The organism is Stenotrophomonas sp. CCNWLW162, from assembly GCF_037203745.1.
Classification (GTDB): Bacteria; Pseudomonadota; Gammaproteobacteria; order Xanthomonadales; family Xanthomonadaceae; genus Stenotrophomonas; species Stenotrophomonas maltophilia_AQ.
Map to the genome: position 1 here is coordinate 109,717 of NZ_JBBCBL010000002.1, position 16,981 is coordinate 126,697.

16 protein-coding genes and 1 pseudogene are annotated in these 16,981 nt (G+C 67.7%); 8 read left to right on the forward strand and 9 right to left on the reverse strand.

Annotation, left to right across the window (positions count from 1 at the left end; all coding sequences use genetic code 11):
• Nucleotides 1-10: 10 nt before the first annotated feature.
• Nucleotides 11-790, reverse strand: a complete 780-nt coding sequence (locus tag V9K93_RS05525) for a polysaccharide deacetylase family protein (protein ID WP_046983010.1) — start codon at nt 788-790, stop codon at nt 11-13.
• Nucleotides 791-849: 59 nt separating this feature from the next.
• Here V9K93_RS05525 and grxD point away from each other — a divergent pair, with 59 nt between their 5' ends.
• Nucleotides 850-1,776, forward strand: coding sequence for a Grx4 family monothiol glutaredoxin (gene grxD, locus V9K93_RS05530; RefSeq protein ID WP_337302181.1), 927 nt, complete (start codon nt 850-852; stop codon nt 1,774-1,776).
• Nucleotides 1,777-1,896: 120 nt separating this feature from the next.
• Here grxD and V9K93_RS05535 read toward each other — a convergent pair whose 3' ends face one another.
• Together V9K93_RS05535 and V9K93_RS05540 are read right to left on the reverse strand one after the other, a co-directional pair.
• On the reverse strand, nt 1,897-2,436 hold the full coding sequence (locus V9K93_RS05535; protein WP_046983008.1) for a DUF924 family protein: 540 nt from the start codon (nt 2,434-2,436) through the stop codon (nt 1,897-1,899).
• 43 nt (nt 2,437-2,479) lie between these two features.
• Complete coding sequence (locus V9K93_RS05540) at nt 2,480-3,256, reverse strand: AMP nucleosidase (RefSeq protein ID WP_005414446.1); 777 nt, start codon at nt 3,254-3,256, stop codon at nt 2,480-2,482.
• Nucleotides 3,257-3,409: 153 nt separating this feature from the next.
• On the opposite strand from V9K93_RS05540, the gene V9K93_RS05545 reads away from it, so the two are divergent.
• The 5 genes from V9K93_RS05545 to V9K93_RS05565 all read left to right on the forward strand — a co-directional run bounded on the left by V9K93_RS05545 (nt 3,410) and on the right by V9K93_RS05565 (nt 8,187).
• Nucleotides 3,410-4,819 carry an amidohydrolase gene (locus V9K93_RS05545; RefSeq protein WP_337302182.1) on the forward strand — a complete coding sequence of 470 codons (1,410 nt, stop codon included), beginning with the start codon at nt 3,410-3,412 and terminating at the stop codon, nt 4,817-4,819.
• Nucleotides 4,819-6,081, forward strand: coding sequence for an amidohydrolase family protein (locus V9K93_RS05550; RefSeq protein WP_337302183.1), 1,263 nt, complete (start codon nt 4,819-4,821; stop codon nt 6,079-6,081). Before V9K93_RS05545 ends, V9K93_RS05550 begins: the two co-directional genes overlap by 1 nt.
• 20 nt (nt 6,082-6,101) lie before the next feature.
• Nucleotides 6,102-6,734, forward strand: a complete 633-nt coding sequence (locus tag V9K93_RS05555; protein ID WP_046983005.1) for a 2-hydroxychromene-2-carboxylate isomerase — start codon at nt 6,102-6,104, stop codon at nt 6,732-6,734.
• Nucleotides 6,735-6,829: 95 nt separating this feature from the next.
• Nucleotides 6,830-7,771 (forward strand): DegV family protein, encoded by a 942-nt coding sequence (locus tag V9K93_RS05560; protein WP_046983004.1) that lies wholly within the window; start codon nt 6,830-6,832, stop codon nt 7,769-7,771.
• 77 nt (nt 7,772-7,848) lie between these two features.
• Nucleotides 7,849-8,187 (forward strand): hypothetical protein, encoded by a 339-nt coding sequence (locus V9K93_RS05565; protein WP_046983003.1) that lies wholly within the window; start codon nt 7,849-7,851, stop codon nt 8,185-8,187.
• Between the two features lie 110 nt (nt 8,188-8,297).
• Here V9K93_RS05565 and V9K93_RS05570 read toward each other — a convergent pair whose 3' ends face one another.
• The 4 genes and pseudogenes from V9K93_RS05570 to V9K93_RS05585 form a co-directional block, all read right to left on the reverse strand.
• Entirely contained in the window at nt 8,298-9,710 is a 1,413-nt protein-coding gene (locus tag V9K93_RS05570; RefSeq protein ID WP_337302184.1) for an efflux transporter outer membrane subunit, read from the reverse strand.
• Nucleotides 9,707-10,796, reverse strand: a pseudogene (locus tag V9K93_RS05575) (HlyD family secretion protein). The gene V9K93_RS05570 and the pseudogene V9K93_RS05575 overlap by 4 nt, the downstream one beginning before the upstream one ends.
• A 21-nt stretch (nt 10,797-10,817) precedes the next feature.
• The gene (locus tag V9K93_RS05580) at nt 10,818-12,347 is read right to left on the reverse strand and encodes an MFS transporter (RefSeq protein WP_046983000.1); all 1,530 of its coding nucleotides are present in this window, start codon (nt 12,345-12,347) and stop codon (nt 10,818-10,820) included.
• 154 nt (nt 12,348-12,501) lie between these two features.
• Complete coding sequence (locus tag V9K93_RS05585) at nt 12,502-13,419, reverse strand: LysR family transcriptional regulator (protein WP_012512076.1); 918 nt, start codon at nt 13,417-13,419, stop codon at nt 12,502-12,504.
• A 141-nt stretch (nt 13,420-13,560) separates the two neighbouring features.
• On the opposite strand from V9K93_RS05585, the gene V9K93_RS05590 reads away from it, so the two are divergent.
• Both V9K93_RS05590 and V9K93_RS05595 read left to right on the forward strand, forming a co-directional pair.
• Complete coding sequence (locus tag V9K93_RS05590) at nt 13,561-14,007, forward strand: universal stress protein (RefSeq protein ID WP_046983014.1); 447 nt, start codon at nt 13,561-13,563, stop codon at nt 14,005-14,007.
• A gap of 5 nt (nt 14,008-14,012) precedes the next feature.
• Nucleotides 14,013-14,483 (forward strand): hypothetical protein, encoded by a 471-nt coding sequence (locus tag V9K93_RS05595; RefSeq protein WP_046982999.1) that lies wholly within the window; start codon nt 14,013-14,015, stop codon nt 14,481-14,483.
• A gap of 29 nt (nt 14,484-14,512) precedes the next feature.
• On the opposite strand, the gene V9K93_RS05600 is transcribed toward V9K93_RS05595, so the two are convergent.
• Both V9K93_RS05600 and fghA read right to left on the reverse strand, forming a co-directional pair.
• Nucleotides 14,513-15,958 (reverse strand): GGDEF domain-containing protein, encoded by a 1,446-nt coding sequence (locus V9K93_RS05600; protein WP_337302185.1) that lies wholly within the window; start codon nt 15,956-15,958, stop codon nt 14,513-14,515.
• 186 nt (nt 15,959-16,144) lie between these two features.
• A complete protein-coding gene (gene fghA / locus V9K93_RS05605) occupies nt 16,145-16,975 on the reverse strand; it encodes an S-formylglutathione hydrolase (protein WP_337302186.1) in 831 nt (276 codons plus the stop codon).
• Nucleotides 16,976-16,981 lie beyond the last annotated feature (6 nt).

Below are 16,981 nucleotides of genomic sequence, written 5' to 3' on the forward strand. Positions count from 1 at the left end.
GCGCTACCGGTTATCCGGGCGGCAGTTCGGCCTTCAACCCACGCTCATCGAGCGCCTGCAGCACGCGCTCGATGATCTCCAGGTTGTGGCCGTGCGCCGCACCTTCATGCAGCAACACGATGGCACCCGGGCGCAGGTCAGGCAGCAGCCGTGCCAGCACGCCGTCCGGCGTGCAGTCGACCCCGTCGTAGCCGCGCGCGCTCCAGCCCACCCGGACCAGTCCCAACCGCTGCAGCACCGGCGCCACGAACGGGTTGGTCATGCCCACCACCGAGCGGTACCAGCGCACCGGCTGGCCACTCAGCGCCTGCAATGCGTGCTGGCAGCCCTCGATCTCGGCATGCATCGCGGCCGGGCCAAGCCGCCAGAAGCGGGCCTGCGGGTGGCTGAGGCTGTGGTTTCCCAGGTCATGCCCGCGGCGCAGGATCTCCTGCACCAGTTCCGGCTGCGCCAGCGCGCGCGCGCCCACCAGAAAGAAGGTCGCACGCGCCTGGTGGCGGTCCAGCAGGTCGAGCACGGCACCAGTTTCCTGGCTGGGGCCGTCATCGATGGTCAGCCACACCGTGTTTCCGGCCTTCGGTAACCGGGCCAGCACGGGCGCATAGAAACAGCTGTTGGGCAGGAACACCGGCACCATGAACAACGCATGGCTGGCCACCAGCAGCGGCAGTCCCCACTGCCAGCCGGCCAGCACCCAGGCCAGGATCACGACCATCTGCGACGCCACCAGCCAGGGCAGCCAGCGCCAGGGGCGGGCCGGGATGCGATGCAATGTTCCTTCGCTGCTCATCCCCCATGATGCCATGGGGGTTAGAATTGACGATTCGAATTCCCGGAACCCAGACGTCCATGTCCCTCGATCCCGCCCTGCGTTCGCGCATCGAAACCATTCTCAACGACAACCGCGTCGTGCTGTTCATGAAGGGCCAGCCGTCGATGCCGCAGTGTGGTTTCTCGGCCAAGGCCGTGGGCGCCCTGCAGGACCTCGGCATCGAGTTCGCCCATGTCAACGTGCTGGCCGACCAGGAAATCCGTGAAGGCATCAAGGCCTATGGCGACTGGCCGACCATCCCGCAGCTGTACATCGACGGCGAACTGGTCGGCGGCAGCGACATCGTGCTGCAGATGGCCGCCAGCGGCGAGCTGAGCAGCGTGCTCGGCCTGGCCGCGCCGGACCGCACCCCGCCGAACATCACCGTCACCCCGGCCGCCGTGGAAATGCTCAAGGGCGCGCTGGCCGACGCCCCGGGCGCCGCCCTGCAGCTGAGCATCGACGCCGGCTTCCAGCCGAACTTCCAGCTGGCCCCGCACGACGAAGGCGCGATTGCCGCCGAATCCAACGGCCTGCGCGTGCAGTTCGACCTGGCCAGCGCCCGCCGCGCCAACGGCATCACCATCGACTGGGTGGACGACATCCGCGGCAAGGGCCTGGCGATCGACAACCCGAACGCGCCCAAGCCGGTGCAGGAAATCAGCGTGCGTGATGCCGACGACCTGGTGCGTGCCGGCAACGTGATGCTGGTGGACGTGCGCCCGGCCGAAGAACGCGCCATCGCCGCTGTCGGCGTGCCGTTCAAGAGCTTCGATGGCAACGGCCGCGCCGAGCTGGAAGCCCTGCCCAAGGACACCGCCCTGGCCTTCCTGTGCCACCACGGTGGCCGCAGCGCGCAGGCAGCAGAGCAGTTCCGTGCGCTGGGCTTCACCAAGGTGTTCAACGTCACCGGCGGCATCAACGCCTGGTCGGACGAAGTGGACAACGGCGTGCCGAAGTACTGATCGGCTGCGCTTGATGCATAGGAAAAACGCCGGCGAAAGCCGGCGTTTTCTGTTGAGCCCATCCACGCATGGCGTGGATCTACTCCTTCCGTGCCCCAAGCGCGGGGGCTGACGTTCCGGTTACCCGGCAAACCCGCCTTCGGCGAGGTAGTCCAGTTCTTCCGGCGTCGGAATGCGGCCAACCACCGCGTTGCGGTGCGGGAAGCGGCCGAAGCGGCGGATGATGTCGCGGTGCAGTTCGGCGTACTGCAGGTATTCCTTGTCACCCAGCACGTCGAACATCGCCACCGAGCGGTCCTGGTCCAGCGGATCCTCGGAATGTTCGAACGGCAGGTAGATGAAGGCGCGCAGCTTGGGCACCAGCTGCAGATCCAGGCCTTCCTCGATGGCACGCGTGGCGTAGTGCCGCGCCAGGCCGTCGGTCGCATAGGAATGCGCGGTACCACGGAAGCAGTTGCGCGGAAACTGGTCCAGCAGCAGCATCAGGGCCAGCGCCCCTTCGGCACTGCCCAGCCAATGTTCGCGCGCGCGCGACGCCGCTGCGAAATGCTCATCCAGAAACAACTGGCGGAACTGCGCGTCGAACGCGTCGTCGCGGGCGAACCACTTCGCAGGGCCCGCCTCCTTCCAGAATTCCACCACTTGCGCGGCAACGTCCATTACCTACTCCCAGGCCCGGACGCCCCGCGCCCGGCCTTCATCATCATTCGTCGAAGCGCAGGTGGCGGACCGACTTGCCGTTGCGCCGGATAAGCTTAAGCGCCTCGATGCCGATCTGGATATGGTTTTCCACGAACTGGGAGCTGACCTTGGCATCGGAGGCCTCGGTCTTGACCCCGTCCGGGATCATCGGCTGGTCCGAAACCAGCAGCAGCGCGCCGCTGGGGATGTGGTTGGCGAAGCCGGCGGCGAACACGGTGGCCGTTTCCATGTCGATGGCCATGCAGCGCATTGCCCGCAGCCGCTCCTTGAAGGCCTCGTCGTGCTCCCAGACCCGGCGGTTGGTGGTGTAGACGGTGCCGGTCCAGTAATCGTGGCCGAGGTCGCGGATCATGGTCGAAACCGCACGCTGCAGCGCGAAGGCCGGCAGCGCCGGTACTTCCGGCGGCAGGTAGTCGCCCGAAGTGCCCTCGCCGCGGATCGCCGCGATCGGCAGCACCAGGTCGCCCAGCTGGTTCTTGCGCTTGAGGCCGCCGCACTTGCCCAGGAACAACACTGCCTTGGGCATCACCGCCGACAGCAGGTCCATGATGATCGCGGCGTTGGGGCTGCCCATGCCGAAGTTGATCATGGTGATGCCATCGATGGTGGCACTGGCCATCGGCCGGTCCAGGCCGATGACCGGCGCACCGGTCAGCTCCGAGAACGTATGCAGGTAGCCGCCGAAGTTGGTCAGCAGGATGTGCTGGCCGAACTGGTCCAGCGGTACGCCGGTATAGCGCGGCAGCCAGTTGTCGACGATTTCCTGCTTGCTCTTCATGGACGGTCCGGTACGGCGGGGGACCGGCTATTTTCGGCCAGCCGGGCGATGCCGTCGAGCAGCCGCATGCCACCATGTGAAGAAGGTCACTTGGCAAACACGCCGCCGCCCGGCTAGCGTCGGCGGCTTGGACTACGCCGCGAGGGGAACTGCATGGCATCGACGTTGTTGCACGCCGGGGTGGCATTGGCGCTGCTTTCATTGAGCACGGCACCGGCAGTGGGCGCCTCGCGCTTCGTCGCCGATCCCTACCCCAGCACCTACCAGGCCCATCCCGATGCGCCAGTGCTGATCCAGAACGCCACCGTACTGACCGGCACCGGCCAGCGCCTGGACAACGCCGACGTACTGCTGCGCGATGGCCGCATCGTCGCGGTCGGCCGCCAGCTGCAGGCCGACCCCGGCATCACCCGCATCGACGCGCAGGGCAAGTGGGTGACCCCGGGCCTGATCGACGTGCACTCGCATCTGGGCGTGTACCCCAGCCCGGGGGTTGGCGCGCACAGCGACGGCAACGAGATGACCGCACCGGTCACCGCCAACGTCTGGGCCGAACACTCGGTGTGGCCGCAGGACCCCGGCTTCGCCACGGCCCTGGCCGGTGGCGTGACCAGCATGCAGGTGCTGCCGGGTTCGGCGAACCTGGTGGGTGGCCGTGGCGTGACCCTGAAGAACGTCCCGGCCATCACCTACCAGGCCATGAAATTCCCCGGTGCGCCGTGGGGGTTGAAGATGGCCTGCGGCGAGAACCCGAAACGGGTCTACGGCGAAGGCAAGGGCGTGACCCCGGCCACGCGGATGGGCAACGTGGCCGGCTACCGCGCGGCCTTCATCGATGCGGCCGACTACATCGCCAAGAACAAACCCAAGCCGGCCAAGCGCAAGGGCTGGTTCGGCAGTGACAAGGGCGACAGTGCCGGTGATGCCGGCGGCAAGCGCGATCTCAAGCTGGACACGCTGGCCGGCGCCATCGAAGGCGACATCCGCGTGCACATCCACTGCTACCGCGCCGACGAGATGGCCACCATGCTCGACCTGGCCAAGGAGTTCGGTTTCAAGGTCGCTGCGTTCCACCACGGCGTGGAGGCCTACAAGCTGGCCGACCGGCTGGCTGCCGACGGCGTCTGCGGTGCGCTGTGGGCCGACTGGTGGGGCTTCAAGATGGAAGCCTTCGACGGTATCCCGGAGAACATCGCGCTGGTCGACCGCCCGAAAAACAGCTGCGCCATCGTCCACTCCGATTCACCCGAGGGCATCCAGCGCCTGAACCAGGAAGCGGCCAAGGTGATGGCCTCCGCGCGACGCGCACGCATGCCGGAGATCACGCCCGAACGTGCCATCACCTGGATGACCGCCAACGCCGCCAAGGCGCTGGGCATCGAAGGCCAGACCGGCAGCCTGGAGGCCGGCAAGATGGCCGACGTGGTGGTGTGGAATGGAAATCCCTTCAGTTCGTACGCACTGGCCGAGCAGGTCTTCGTCGATGGCCGACGCCTGTACGACCGCAACGCGCCGCGAGCAACGCCGCGTTCCGATTTCCAGCTTGGCCAGGAGGTGCGCTGATGGGCGTGTTGAACAAGCGCCGCCGGGCATGGCCCGGCGCTACCTTGGTTGCGCTGTTGTTGATGACAACCGCAGCCTCGGCGCAGGACCTGTTGGTGCGCAACGCGACGGTGCATACCGCCAGCGCGCGCGGCAGCCTGCAGAATGCCGATGTGCTGGTGCAGGGTGGCGTCATCCGCGCGGTGGGCAACGGCCTGTCGGCACCGGCCGGCGCCACCGTGGTCGAGGCCAATGGCCGCCCACTGACGCCTGCACTGTTCGGCGGCATCACCGAGACCGGCATCGAAGAAGTTTCCGGTGAATCGAGCACGGTGGACAGTTCGCTGAAGATCGGCGAGCAACCGCTGCGGCCGGAATTCGACGTCAGCCTCGCCTACAACCCGGCCTCAGTGCTGATTCCGGTCACGCGGCTGGAAGGCATCGGCTTCACTGCGTTGGGGGCAGCCACCGGCGGTGGCTTCGTGGCGGGCCAGGGCGGCGTGATGCGGCTGGATGGCAGCATCGACCCGATCGGTCCGCGCGCGCTGTTCCTGCGCATCGGCGCAGCGGCCTCAGAACTGACCGGTCATTCGCGCGCCGCACAGTGGATGCTGCTGCAGCAGATGATCGACGAGGCGCGTGGCCAAGTGGCTGCGGACTCGCCGCATGCATTGCTGACCCCCGCCGGGCGCCGCACGCTCAGCCGTTACCTGGCCGGCCAGGGCCGCATCGTGGTGGAAGTGGACCGTGCCGCCGACATCCGCCAGCTGCTGCGCTGGGCCGCCCGCGAGAAAGTGAAGATCGCCATCTCCGGCGCCAGCGAAGCCTGGCAGGTGGCCCCGGAACTGGCCGCTGCGCACGTGCCGGTGTTCGTCGACGTACTGTCCAATCTGCCCGCCAGCTTCGACCAGATCGGTGCCACCCTGGAAAACGCTGCGCGCCTGCAGCGTGCCGGCGTAGCGGTCTCCTTCGTGCAGCGCGGCGACGCCAGCCACAACGCACGCAAGATGCGCCAGCTGGCCGGCAATGCGGTGGCCAATGGCCTGCCCTGGGCCGATGGCCTGGCCGGCCTGACCCGGGTACCGGCGCAGGCGTTCGGCGTGGCCGACCAGATTGGCAGCATCGAACCCGGCAAGCGTGCCGACCTGGTGCTGTGGGAAGGCGACCCGCTGGACGTGGCGCACTATGCAGAGCAGGTCTGGCTGGGTGGTCGTGCAATGCCGATGCGCTCACGGCAGACCGAACTGCGCGACCGCTACCTGCAGCGCAACGCGCAGCCCTGACCGCACACGAGGACACACCGATGGCCACACTGCGCTGGTATTTCGATTTCATCTCGCCCTATTCCTACCTGCATTGGCAGAAGCTGAAGCAGCTGCCGCAGTTCGCGCAGATCCAGACCGTGCCGATCGCCTTCGGTGCGGTGCTGCACCACCTGGGCAACCTCGGACCTGCGGAGATTCCGGCCAAGCGGCGCTTCATCTACCGCCAGCTGCTGTGGACCGCGCAGGCCGAGGGCACGCCGCTGCGCTTCCCGCCGGGTCATCCGTTCAACCCGTTGTCCGCCCTGCGCCTGTGCCTGGCCGCCGGCGCCAGCGCGCAGGCGGTGGACGTGCTGTTCGACTGGATCTGGCGCGACGGCAATGCCGCCGACAGCGCCGAGGCGCTGCGCGAGCCCGGCACCCGGCTGGGCATCGATGATGTCGCCACGGCCATCGCCGAACCGGCGGTCAAGGAGCAGTTGCGGCGCAATACCGAGGCCGCGATCAGCGCCGGCGTGTTCGGTGTGCCGACCCTGGCCATCGACGGGGAACTGTTCTGGGGCAACGACGCCCACCCGCTGATGGCCGCGGTTCTGGCCGATCCTGGCCTGCTGCAGCAGCCCGAATGGCAGCGCCTGGCCAGCCTGCCGGTGGCGGTGCAGCGCAGTCGCTGAACAGGGCGTGGCGCGTTTCCCTCGCGCGCCTGGCTGGGATTTGAGATAGATTTCACGTTTCCGAACCTACAACCGCCCTGGAGGGGGAGCCGCGGATGCGCATCGGAATCGTCGTCGACTCGGCCTGCGACCTGCCGCAGGCCTTCATTGCCGAACACAACATCGTGCTGCTGCCGATCACCGTACGGATCGGCGAAGCGGTGCTGGCCGATCACCGCGATGAGCAGGCTACGCTGAGCTTCCTGCATGCGCATGTGGCCGAGCACGGTGCTGAAGCGGAGACCATTCCCTTCAGCGTCAACCAGATCCGCGACCTGTTCCTGCAGCAGCTGGTGATCGATTACGACCACGTGTTCTGCATGACCATCACCAAGACCCGTAGCCCGATCCACGACAACGCGCTGCAGGCCAGTTTCGCCATCCTCAACGACTACAAGCCGGTGCGTCAGGCGGCCGGCTACAACTCGCCGTTCGCGCTGCGCGTGCTCGACACCCAGAACCTGTTCGCCGCCCAGGCGGTGACGGCGGTGGAAGCGGTGCGCCTGCGCGACAGCAACGCCAGCGTGCAGCAGATCCGCGAGCGGCTGGAGGAACTGGCTGGCAACGTACACGGCTACATGGTCACCCGTGACCTGTACTACATGCGCGCGCGTGCGCGGCACAAGGGCGACCGTAGTGTCGGCCTGCTCAGCGCCGCACTGGGCAGCGCGCTGGACATCAAGCCGGTGCTGCATGGCTACCGCGGCGAGACCGGGCCGGTGGCCAAGATCAAGGGCTTCGACAACGCCGTGCAGAAGCTGTTCGCGGTGGTCGGCCAGCGTGTGCGCGCCGGGCTGATGACACCCACGGTGTGCGTCAGCTACGGCGGTGAGCTGGACGAGCTGCGCACCCTGCCCGGCTACGCGCAGCTGAAGGAAATCTGCGCCACCCATGGCGTGACCGTGTACGAATCGGTGATGAGCCTGACCGGCATGGTCAACGTCGGCAAGGGCGCGGTCACCGTGGGCTTCGCCGATGGGCCGCATCGGTTTGAATGAGGGCCAACGCAGGCTGGTATCTGCACATCGATTCCACCGCGACTGTGCCAGCCTTTCCACACTTCAAGGAGAACTCCATGCCTGCGCAGTACCACATCAGCCTGCCCGACCCGTCCAAGGCCCGCGGTAACGACCCCGACCTGTCCTTCCATTCGCAGGGTGCGGCCGGCTTCGCCGAAGAACTGCAGGATGCCCTGCGCAACGGCACGCTGTTCGAGCGCTGGAAAGCCAAGCAGCCCGACCCGGATGCGGTGGAACCGCAGTGGGGCGTGACCGATCCGGAGGCCACCGTGACCGGTGAGCAGAAGGACCTGCGCATCAACCTGGTCGCCACCACCCGCATCGACAGTGACGTGTTCAAGCAGCGCCTGCGCCTGCTCGCCGGCAGCCACTGGGAGCTGCGCGACGTGCGTTGAGGCCATGCGCTGGTAGATGCCAACCTTGGTTGGCGCTTCTGAAAAAAGCTGCCAACCAAGGTTGGCAACTACCGACGAACCGCCGGGCATGGCCCGGCGTTTCCATTTCCCTACCAGCCACCGCCCAGCGCGCGGTACAGCTCCACCCGCGCGATCGCGGCGGTGGCCTGGCTTTTGGCCAGCGCGGCCTGGTTGTCCAGCGCAATGCGCTGGGTGGTCAGCACATCCAGCATGTCGACCACACCGGCCTGGTACTGCCGACGCGCCGTACCCAGTGCGGTCTCGCTCTCATCCACCGCCACGTGCAGCTGCACCGTGCGCTGCTGCTCGGCACTGTAGCCATCAATGGCGTCGTCCACTTCATGCCAGGCCTGCAGCACGGTGCGGCGGAACTGCAGCGACGACTGTTGCTGCTGCAGCTTGCTCAGCGCCAAGTTGGCCTTCAACCGGCCGCCCTGGAAGATCGGCACGCTGATCGACGGCCCCATGCTGAAGCGGTGCGCGTTCCAGCCGTCCAGATCATCCAGCTGTTTGGCCTGGAAGCCAGCGTCGCCATTCAAGGTGATGCGCGGCAGGAAACTGGCCTTGGCCACGCCGATGCCGGCCGTTGCCGCATGCAGTGCCGCTTCGGCACGACGGATGTCCGGGCGACGCTCGGCCAGTTCACTGGGCAGCCCCACCGCTACGGTCGGCAACGCTGGCCAGTCACGGCGTGCATCCTGCAGCTGCGCGTCCAGCGCCTGCGGCGGCTGGGCCAGCAGGAACGCCAGCACATTGCGCAACTGCGATTCACGATGCCGCAGCGGCGCGATGCGTGCCTGCAGCGATGCCACCTGCGCGGACGCGCTGGACACCTGCAGCGTGCTGGCAACGCCCTGCTGCTGGCGTGCCTCGGTCAGGCGCTTCATGTCGAGGGCGATGCTGAGGTTGTCCTCGGTGATCGCCAGCAGCTGCCGTGTCGCACGCAGCTGCAGGTAGTCACGCGCGGTTTCCGCCAGCAGCGCAATGCGCACCGCGTGTGCATCCTCCTCCGCCATCTGCACGCGTGCATCGGCCGCTTCCACCTGTCGGCGCACGCGCCCCCACAGGTCCAGTTCCCAGCTCAGGCCGATACCGGTCTGGAACAGCCCATAGTCATCACGGCCGCCATTACCGGATGGATCATTCAGGCCCACTTCGCTGTTGCGTGCGCGCACGCCACTGGCGCTCGCGCTGACGCTGGGCAGGCGATCAGCGGCAGTGATGCCGCGTGCGGCGCGGCTCTGCTGCACGCGGTTGGCCGCCAGCTGCAGGTCCAGGTTGGCCGCCAGCACCTGGCTGGCCAGCTGGCCCAGCAGTGGATCATCGAAGCCGGCCCACCAGGCCGCGTCCTGGTCGATGGCGTTGCCGGCGACGGCCTCACCCTGCCAGTCGCTGGGCAGTTCCGCCTGCGGGCGCACGAAGTCCGGCCCCATCGTGCAGGCAGCCAGGACCGTGCACACGCTGGCCGCAACGAAGGTGCGGAACACGGTGACCGCGCTCATGCACCCTCCTCGCCTTTGTGGCCCTGTTCGCGCTGCGCACTCTGCGCACGCGTGCCGCTCCCCAGGTCAACGCTGGCTTCCACCGACATGCCGGCACGCAGCTGCTCCAGCAGCGGCTGACCCGGCTCCAGCACGATCTTCACCGGAATACGCTGCACCACCTTGGTGAAGTTGCCGGTGGCGTTTTCCGGCGCTACCGCGGCGAAGGTGACGCCGGTCGCCGGTCGCCGGTGCGATGCTGTCGATGTGCCCGCGCAGCGGCTTGCCCGGGAACACGTCCACCTTCAGTTCGACCTGCTGGCCGGCCTGCATGCGGGTCATCTGCGTTTCCTGGAAGTTGGCGACCACGAAGGCGCGCTTCAGCGGCACCACCGCAGTCACCGGCGTACCCGGGGTCAGGTAGGCACCCACGCGCACTGCGCGACGACCGACCACGCCATCGATCGGTGCACGCAGCACGGTGTGCGACAGATCCAGTTCGGCGCGCGCCTGCGCCGCTTCTGCGCGTTGCACCGCAGCCTGCGCGGCCTGCACGCCCGCGCTGAGGATGTCGGTGCGCTGGCGTGCGGTCGACAGCGCGGCCTGGCCCTGCTGCAGATGCGCACTGGCCACGGCCTGCTTCGATTGCGCCTGCTGTGCGTTCTGTACGGTACCGGCGCCGTCACGGGCCAGTTCGCGGTAACGCTGCTGGTCGGCACTGGCCAAGGTCAATTCGGAACGGCTGACATCGACGCTGGCCCTGGCCTGTTCGATCAGCGAGTCCTGCTGGGCCAGCGCGGCCTGCGCGTTGGCAAGCTGTGCACGGGCATTGGCCAGGTCGGCACGGGCCGCCTGCAGTGCTACCTGGTAGTCGCGGTCGTCAATGCGGGCAAGCACGTCGCCGGCCTTCACCGACTGGTTGTCCTCCACCTCCACGGCACTGACAAAGCCGGGAATCTTCGGCGCGACCAACGTGTAATCAGCCACCACGTACGCGTTGTTGGTGGCCTGGTGGCTGCCATCGCGCAGCAGCAGCCAGGCGCCGATGGCCAGGGCCAGCACGCCCAGGCCCAGGCCGGTGTGGAGAGTGGTTCTATTGATCGTCATGAGGGGGTTCCTGCGAAAGGTTCAGGCCACGGCACGTGGCGGATGGATGCGGGTGGGCATCCAGGCAATGAGGGGAATGAAGGCCAGCGCGACCAGCGCGACCACCCAGTACAGGTCGGCCGAGGTCAGCGCCTGTACCTGTGCATGCAGGCGCGCGCCCAGCTGCGGGCCCTCGGCCAGCCACGGTTGCTCGCCAAGGCGGTCGACCAGCACGGTGGAATGGAAATGACGGCGGCCCTGGGCGACGGCATCAAGCACGCCGCTGGCGAGCACTGCAGCGAAGCCCTTGACCGTGTTGAACCACGCCGAGGCAAACGGGCCGTCCTGCGGTGGCAGGCCGTTGGTCGCCAGCATCAGCAGCGGCAGTACCGCCATCGGCTGGGCAAATACCTGCAGCAGCTGCACCCACAGGAAGTTGTCGCGGATCCAGGCCACATCCAGATGCGAGCCCAACCAGCACGCCAGCGCCAGCATCGCCAGGCCCGTGGCCTGCACCCAGCGGCAATCCACCGCGCGAACGTTCAACAACGCCGCCACCAGCGGCAGCGCGATCGCCTGTGGCAACGCCACCCACAGCAGCATCGGCGCGGTCTGCAACGGCCGGTAGCCCTGCACGCTGGCCAGGAAGCCGGACGGGATCGAGATCACCGCCAGCAGCACGAACAGCACGCCGCCCAGCGTCACCAGCGAGTAGCTGAGGTTGCGGTTGGCCAGCAGCTGCAGCTTGAAGAATGGCAGCGGATGGAACCATTCATTGATCATGAACAGCACCATCAAGCCGGCACCGCCACCGATCATCAGGGTGATCATCGGCGAGTCGAACCAGTTCAGGCGCGGGCCCTGCACCAGGCCCAGCACCAGCAGCACCAGCGCCGGCAGGCCCAGCGCCAGGCCCACGCCGTCGAACTGGGCGAAGCGCTCCAGCCGCAGCGGGTCCTGTGGCAGGCCCCAGCTGACCATCGCCATAGCGGCCAGGCAGTACGGCACGATCTGCCAGAACGCCCAGTGCCAGCCCACCTGCTCGACCCAGAACGCGGCCAGCGGCGTGCCCATGCTGGGGCCGAACGTCGCCGTCAGCGCATAGCCGGCCAGGCCATACAGCTTGATGCCCGGCGGCAGGAAGCGCAGCGCCACGCTCATCAGCAGCGGCGGCAGCGCGCCACCGCACAGACCCTGCAGCGCGCGCAGCAGCAGGAAAGTCTGCAGGTTCGGGGCAAGCGGGCACAGCACACCCAGCACCATGAAGCCACCGATCATCGCCAGCGCGAAACGGCGCAGCGAGAAGGTGGCGGCGCACCACGGAGCGAAGGCCATCGCGCTGACCGACATCGCGCTGTACAGGGCAACAATCCAGCTGCCGTCATCGACGCTGAAACCCATCGCACCGCGGATGTCGGCCAGGGCGACCTTGGTGATGTTCTCGTTGAAGCCCGACACCAGCACCGCCAGCAGCACGCCACACAAGCCGACCAGGACGCGGCGGTCGAGTCCGGGGGCGGCGGCGGGACGGGGCGCTGCGGTGGCCGGAACAGCAGCGGCCGGCGTACTCATCGCCGGGCACCGATCCGTGCAGTACACGGCATGTTGGGGGTCATTGGAATGCGCTCAGTGAAACTCCGGGGAGCGCAGTCTAGGGAGCCGTTACCTTGCGAAAAATGGCGTGACCGGCATCCCAGGCGTGCGTCCGGCGCACGCCTTCCGCCGATCAGTGGCGAGCCGCCTCGACCGAATCGCACATGCTCTTGATCGCCCGCCGCAGCCACTGGTGGGCGGGATCGTTGTCCATCCGCGGGTGCCAGGCCTGCACCAGCGCCACGGTGCGCACCGGTACTGGCAACGGGAACATGCGCAGCGGCAGGCCCATATGGGCGATGCGATCGAGCATCACGCTCGGCATCTGCGGCAGCACAAGATCCGAATCGGCAGCGGCGAAGATCGCGCCATGGAAGGTGGGAATCACCACCGCCACCCGCCGCTGCAGGCCCAGCGCTGCCAGTTCCTCGTCGATCGGTCCGTGCGCCAAGCCGCGCCGGGACACCGCGATGTGGTCGCAGGCGGCGAAACGTTCGGCACTGATATCACCATCGAACAAGGGATGGTCGGCGCGCGCCGCACCCAGCAGCGAGGTGGTGAACAGGTGCTGCACCTTGGTTTCCGGGCTGTGCTTGCCGGCGGTGCTGATGTACAGGTCGATCCGCCCCTGCACCATCGCATCGTCATCGGTATCGCCCTCAGGTACGAAGCGCAGCATGCAGCCAGGTGCCTGCTGGCGGAACACCTCGCGCAGCCGCCCTCCATAGCTGCCGATGAACACGTCGTTGGCGCGCACGCTGAAGGTCCGCTCCAGGGTTGCCATGTCCACTTCACGGCCGGCATTGAACACGCGGTGCGCCTGCTCGATGACATCACGGACCTGCTCGCGCAGTTCCAGTGCGCGCGGGGTGGGAGCCAGCCCACGGCCGGCGCGCACCAATACCGGGTCGCCAAGCGCGGTCCGGATCCGGCCCAGGGTACGGCTCATCGCCGGCGCGCTCAGGTTCATCCGCCGCGCGGCGGCGGCCACGCTGCATTCGTCGATCAGCACGTCCAGTGCCAACAACAGGTTCAGGTCCGGCAGGGGCATGACAGTCTCCAGTAAACCAGATGACTCTACGACACTCGCCACTGGCATGAAGTGCGTTTGACGCATTCATTGACTGCCGCGCACGGCATGGGTGCGCGCGGTGACATCGGCGACCATCCCTGGCCTGCAAAGGAGACATCCATGTTCACTACCCTGCTGGTCGCCCTCGACGGTGGCCCCCAGCACGCACGCGTGCTGGACCTGGCCGCCGCCATTGCCGGCCCCCGCAGCCGCCTGCACCTGCTGTGCGTGCTCGACCCCGAGTACGCGTTGGCCGCCGACGCCAGCGACGCCGACCGCGTCGAGTACCCCGAAGCCGCGCGCCAGCGCTCGAGGGCCGAAGCGATACTTGCCGAGGCACTGGCCGAGCTGCGCGAACGCGGCGTCGATGCCATCGCCCAGATTCCTTCAGGTGACCCCGGCGAAGTGATCAGCGACCAGGCCCGGCGCCTGAAATGCGACCTGATCGTGATCGGCCACCGCCATCTGTCCCGCCTGGAACGCCTGTTCGAACCCTCGATCGGGCAATGGACCATCGACCACGCGCCCTGTCCCGTGCTGGTGGAAACCCGCGACCCACAGCCCTAGCAACCATGGCCTCCCGTTCCCCGTTGTTTCCCACCCGCGTCAACTACCGCGCCTTCGGCCGCCAGTTCGGCCGTGGCGAACAGGCACTGCTGGCGGCGATACGCCAGCTGCACGATCCTGATCAACAGGCCGATGGACTCGCCCAGCTGAGCAGCCTCGGTATTGATCCCGAAGGCTGCGACGCGTTCGTCGGCCTGCTGCCGCTGCTGGCCACGCCCACCGCCCCGATCGACCTGTTGCCCGCCGGCTCACCGTTCATCGCGGCCAGCGAACTGGACCTGCTGGTCTGCCTGCTGCGCATCGCCCAGTGGCGGCATGCACGCCCGCGCGAAGATGACACGCTGGCACCGTTGCGCCAGCAACTGGCGCGCTGTGCGCTGGCCGTGCAGACGGCAAACCTGCCGTTGCGGCAACGCTCGTTGTCACCGGTCGGGCTGAGGCTGCTCGACCCGGCCGGCTGGCAGCGGCAACGCTGACCCAGCGCAGGGATGCGGATCCACGGCATTCAGCAGTCGATCGTGCCATGTGCGCTGCCTTCGTCATCAAGCACATGCGCATGCAGGACCACCCGGTTGCGGCCGGCACGCTTGGCGGCATACAGGCCGGCGTCAGCATCGGCCAGCAGCTGATCAGCGCTGGCCAGCGCCGGCGGATGCAGGTAGCCCACACCAACGCTGATGCTGACCCGTCCCTCCGGCAACGGAAGCACTTCCACCGCCTCGCGCAGGCGTTCGGCCAGTGCCAGCACACCGGACAGCGGGCTTGCCGGCACGATCACCGCGAACTCTTCACCGCCATAACGGGCAACACTGTCGCCGCCGCGACCGGCAATGGCCTTCAACACCGCGGCCACGGCCTGCAGGCAGCGATCCCCGGCGGGATGGCCGTGCTGGTCGTTGAACGCCTTGAAGTGATCGATGTCCACCAGCAGCAGGCCCAGCTCGCTGCCACTACGCCGCGCACGGTTCCACTCGGCCAGCAGCAGTGCATCGAACTCGCGGCGGTTGGCCACGCCGGTGAGGCCATCCTGCCGCGCCAGCTGGTCCAGGCCCGCCTGCCGCTCCATCAAGTCGGTCTGCAGCAGGATGCTGCGCAGGCCGAAGCCCAGCGTCGCCACCACGAACCCGCTGACTGCCAACGGCCGCGCGTGATCGACCACCAGCGTGCCGACCACCAGCAGCAGCAGCGGCAGGATCATCGGGCCAGCCGCCTGCACCGTGCGCGCCAGCCGCGGGTGAGGCACGGCGCCCGGCAGCGGTGCCCGGCTCAGCGCCAGCAACGCCAGCAGCAGGAACGGCAGGTCGATCAGCAGGTCGTTGTAGGCACCGAAGGAATCTTCCGAGGTGTAATGGTTGATGTAATAGGCCACCAGCAGGTAGGCCAGCGCATACAACGCCAGCGCGCGGAAGAAGCTGCGCCGCTCGGGCACGTCGCCGGCCAGCCAGCGCACCACCGCGAAGCCGGCGATGCACAGGTTCTGGATATCGAACATGCGCTGCATGCTGACCAGCGCCAAAGGATCGATCTCGACCCGGTCGGCGAACGACTGCGTATGTACGAAGAACAGTACGCCCAGCAGTGCCGCCATCGCTGCATCGATCAGGCTGATGCTCAGCCGCTCGCGTCGTGCACGGGCCAGGATGAACACCATCGGCACGCCATACAGCACGTACAGGAACAGGCTGGCCTGCGGGGTGATGTCGGCACGGCCAGCACCCAGTGCGTCGAACATGTTGATGGCCATGCCACCGGCCCACAGCAGCAGCGCCAGTGCGGTTGCACGCCAGCCCAGTGCTGCGCGGTCGCGACGGGCCCGCCACAGGCAGGCGGCAGCCGCCAACAGGGGCGCGCCGGTCAGGAACACGAACGAGCCGGCACCCGCCCCTTCCGGCCACAGGGCCAGCACCAGGCCATGGCACAGCACATACAGCAGCGCCAGCACTACCGGCATGCATCCCCCGATCCGCAAGGCCGTATGGACGCACGATAGTCCTGCCCGCGCCACAGCGGCGTGATCCACTGCGGCAAGACGACACTCCACGTGCACCGCCATGGTAGTGCCGGCCGCTGGCCGGCAGTCCCAGGGAATCACAGGGCTGCAGGTTGCCGGCCAGCGCCCGGCACTACCGGAAAGCCGTCAGCCGTGCAGGGCGCGGGCGTGGTGGGCGATGTGCTCGCCGATGAAACTGGCGATGAAGTAGTAGCTGTGGTCGTAGCCCGGCTGCAGGCGCAGGGTCAGCGGATGGCCGGCGGCATCACAGGCCTGCTGCAGGCGCTGCGGTTGCAGCTGGGTCTGAAGGAATTCGTCCGCCTCACCCTGGTCGACCAGCAGCGGCAGGCGCTCGCTGGCCACTGCGATCAGCTCGCAGGCATCCCACTGCGCCCAGTCGGCCGGGTTGTCCCCCAGGTAGGCATGGAACGCCTTCTGCCCCCACGGCACGTGGCTGGGTGCAACGATCGGCGAGAACGCCGACACGCTGCGGTAGCACCCCGGGTTGCGCAGCGCGATCACCAGCGCACCGTGGCCGCCCATCGAATGGCCACTGATCGCACGTGCATCGGTCACCGCGACGTTGGCTTCGATCAGCGCCGGCAGCTCCTGTGCCACGTAGTCGTGCATGCGGTAGTGCTTCGCCCACGGCGCACGGCTGGCGTTGAGGTAGAACCCTGCCCCCTTGCCGATGTCATAGCCTTCGGCGTCGGCCACGTCATCGCCGCGAGGGCTGGTATCGGGCGCGACGATGATCACGCCGTGCTCGGCCGCATAGCGCTGCGCACCGGCCTTGGTGATGAAATTCTGCTCGGTGCAGGTCAGCCCGCTCAGCCAGTACAGCACCGGCAGCTTGCGAGTCTCCGCCTGCGGCGGCAGGTACACGGCGAACTGCATGTCGCAGCCCAGCGTGGCCGAATGATGGCGGTAGACGTCCTGCCAGCCGCCGAAACAGGCGCGGTGTTCAATGCGTTCCATGGTGCT